General features: G+C 24.9%; 2 protein-coding genes. Both read left to right on the forward strand.

The genetic code is table 11. The annotated features are described in order from the left end of the window. Window positions 1-586 precede the first annotated feature (586 nt). A complete protein-coding gene (locus tag RI68_RS00955) occupies window positions 587-994 on the forward strand; it encodes an SVM family protein (RefSeq protein WP_017192144.1) in 408 nt (135 codons plus the stop codon). A 917-nt stretch (window positions 995-1,911) separates the two neighbouring features. Next, on the forward strand, window positions 1,912-2,235 hold the full coding sequence (locus RI68_RS00960; RefSeq protein WP_017192143.1) for an SVM family protein: 324 nt from the start codon (window positions 1,912-1,914) through the stop codon (window positions 2,233-2,235). Window positions 2,236-3,823 lie beyond the last annotated feature (1,588 nt).

Here is a 3,823-nt window from a genome sequence, read left to right on the forward strand (position 1 = left end):
ATCATTTTCTTTTCATTTTATATTATAGGAGTGTTTTTAACTTTTTTTACCTAAATATATAATATGAAGGGGTAAAATGGGTAAAATATTACAAAAAATATCTTTTTCAATTAGCAAATTTATAAAAAAACATTAGACACTTTTTCGTCTAATGAAAAAATACTTTGTTAGTTTGAAAAGATATGAAATTATCACTTAATTTTAATTCTTAAAGAATAATGTTTTACAGCGCAATTTCTTCAGCTTGTTGGTTTATGATTTGGTTTATTTCGGTAATGTCTTGATCTTTTTGGGTAATTTTTTCTTGATATTTTTTTTCTTTTTGTTGGAAATTAGTCGTTATTAGTAGTTAATTGATTGATTTCATCTTGGAGGGCTTGTTTTTCTTGTTCTTTCATTTTTTTGAAACTCCTTTTTTAAGTTTGGCTAAATAAAAAAACCAAACTTTTTATTTTTAATTAATAAACAATTTGGTTCAATTAGTTGTTTTCTTTTGGTACCACTTTGATGGTTCGCTCTAAAGAAAAGAACCAGCACTGACTGGTGATAAAATTTAAGGAAGAAAAATAAAAGGAAATTTCATATAATGTTTAAATTAAAAACAAATTTATTATTTTTTAGAATCGTTTTATTTATTGGTTTAGGATTATTTTTAATTGTTAATAATCAACAAGTAATGGCCGCCCCTAATGAAGAGTTTGTTAGTGATATGAGAATCGTTAATGTGACTGTATCAAATATTAATATTCTTAAAAATCATGAAATATTTAAACAATATTTTGATTTTACACTAACTGGTCCGCGTTATAATGGAAACATAGAAGAATTTGCAATTATTTGGAAAATTAAGAATCCGCCTCGTAATTTATTAGGTGTTTTTTTTGATAATGGGACTAGAGATGATGAAGATGATAAATATACTTTAGAAGATTTAAAGAATATGGGCAATGGAGCCCAAAATATGTATATTTTTTGGAAACATGAACAAAAATAATTTTTCGGAATTACAAAAGTAGTTAGAATAGTGTTTAAATTACAAAATCAATTTCAAATAATAAGTGTTTTTTTAATTAATGTTCAATTGAAAAAACCAATTTAAAATAATTAGTATTTATTTGTATTTATAGGTTTATTATTTATTAATATTAATTAAGTAATGGTGATGAATAATAATACTGGAACAAGCAATGATGTTTATAATTCTTTAGAAGTCTTTAGAAGAATATAGAAATTATCAAAATTTATTAGTTTCTCAACAAAAAAAGCACAAGAAGTTATTAATGCTTTTTAACATAAAGTATCAGAATCAGAGAAAAAACTTTTATTTGATAAACTCGAAGTAATACATAAAGAAATTATTAGAACTCAACAAAGACACTTAAATATTCAACAACAAATAACTATAAATTTAATTTTAAATAATGAAATAACAGAATTAGAAAATCTACATTCATCATTAATGCAAGAAATGACAACAATCATCAATAACACACCTCTTTAGGCTTCAAAAGAACAAATCAATCTTTTAAGAAATGCACAAATTAGAATAAATCAAAACCAAGAAAATATAAATACAATATTAGAACAAATAAAAAATCAATCACCTATACTTAGAATTAATTTATCTCTTAATCGTTCTTCTCAAAGACGTTAAAATAATTAATTTTTTAAATCACAAACTCAACACAAAGATTACTTGCCTTAGTCATACAAGAGCGGATGACTTCAACTTTGAACTAACCGAATTCAACCTTGTTCGGAAAACTTTATCTATTTACCAAAATAAACACAATAACTATAAAGTCAAAGAAATCAAATATATTAAAAGAGCCAATTCTTAATGGTGATAAAATTTAACAATTTCCAATATGTTAAAATTTAAGGAAGAAAAATAAAAGGAAATTTCATATAATGTTTAAAATAAAAAAACAATTGAAAATAATAATTTTTTATTTGTTTATTATCTTAGTATTTTTATTTATCATCAATCAAAAAATATACGCTTTACCTGGAATTGATTTAAATATTAGAAGAGCGCAACTTGAAGAAGAAAAAAATAATTTGGTACAAGAATTAACAAACGTTTTTAATGATTTGACTTTAAATACCCAAACACGTTTAAATAGAATGCATCAAATTTCATCAAGAATAGATATAATTCATGATAATATACAAAACATTAACCAACAAATTATTTTAAGAAATCAATACCATATGCAAAGGCAAAACAATTAAAGACGTTAAAACAATTAAAATTATTGAAAAAAACCATAAAGACCTTCTTTAGGGTCTTTTTTGTTGCCCAAAATAAATTTAAAAGAAAGGAACTATTAAAATATATGTTTATTAAAAAATCTTATCATCTTTATTCATTAACATCATCTTTATTTTATTAATCCCTTTAATTTTTATTAATTATTTAATCAAATTCTTATCTTTTTACTTGTCACTTAAGAGCATCCAAAGACTAAAATAAGGAATAGTAGTGGTTCAATTTTATCAATATCTAACTACTACGAAAACTAATAATCATGCGGAACCTAATTAATACTTGGCTAACGAAGTTAAATAATTGGTTTGTTGGATATTAGTAATCATTTTTCTTTAATCATCAAAATAAGTGGCTTAACTTAACCTTATTCAGCATTATTTTATTATTCCTACCTCATCTTTTATTTTTAATTGATTTTCTTTTAAAAGTTTTATTTTATACAAGCGAATTTATTTATTATTTAGGCCAATATATCATCTCATTATTTAAGAAAGGGAAATAAAAATGCAAATCAAACTATCTCAACGTACCAAAGAATGGTATCAACACTGCAAACAATATATTAACGCTTCTTAAATCGGCAGTATTACAGGCAATGATAAATTTAGAACCTTAGAACAATTAGTTCATGACAAAATTTTTGGTACTGTTTTTACATCAAAAAAATACACCGAACGCGGAAATAAAAACGAACCTCTAGCGAGAACTTTTTTCGAAAAAATCACGAAACTCACTTATCCTGATAACTACCTTTACGGATGACAAAGAAAAAATGTTTTACGCTGCTTTTAGACATTTATAATGCCAAAACAAAAACTCTCTTAGAAATCAAATATCTGTTTTGGAGTAAAGGAGTATCAAAATAAGTATCAGGAGTCATTTTATAACATCCTAATCGGATTTAGTTTGGGTTGTTTGATGATGTTATGATTTTTTTAAATAGTGATTAATCGCTGTTTCTTTTTTCGATTATCATTGAAGTCTTCTCCATAGAATATTTTTACTTTTATAATGACATCTTTTTCTTGAGGTTTTTTGTTGGCATCCCAGAAAACAAAGGTTTTTATGACCGCAATTTTGTTTTCAAGGAGTTCTTCTAAAGTGTATTTACCATCTTTATGAACATATTCTGATTAAAAGGTTTTAGGATAGGAAAATAGACTACTCATATATGATACCTTAAGGAGGGTTTTTGAGGCGATAATAGCTATAAAGAGGAATTCCCCTCGTCAAAAAATGCCATTAATGGTTGTATAAGGGTTTTTTTGAGACGTCACTATGCCCGTAGTAGTTATATACGGGCTCTTCAAGATTCCAATTAGGAGAAAATTCGATATTGGAAGTTATTTTTAATATTTTAGGAATATTTTTTATATCTAGGATGTTAATATCGTATCTTTTTAATTCGGGTTGAGCGTTCCATTCATATTTAAGGGTTTTGAGGATCAGCTAGATTTATTGGCGTTTCGATTCGTTATGAAAATAGCTAGAGGAGAAGATAATTTTTATGAAAGGATAAAATATTGATTAATAAAAAATAATTAAGAAAAT

Origin of the sequence: Vaccinium witches'-broom phytoplasma str. VAC, assembly GCF_000309405.1 — a bacterium.
Taxonomy (GTDB): Bacteria; Bacillota_I; Bacilli_A; order Acholeplasmatales; family Acholeplasmataceae; genus Phytoplasma.

Coding starts and splice junctions, on each gene's coding strand:
- RI68_RS00955 (WP_017192144.1), top strand. CDS start 587: ATGTTTAAATTAAAAACAAATTTATTATTTTTTAGAATCGTTTTATTT.
- RI68_RS00960 (WP_017192143.1), top strand. CDS start 1,912: ATGTTTAAAATAAAAAAACAATTGAAAATAATAATTTTTTATTTGTTT.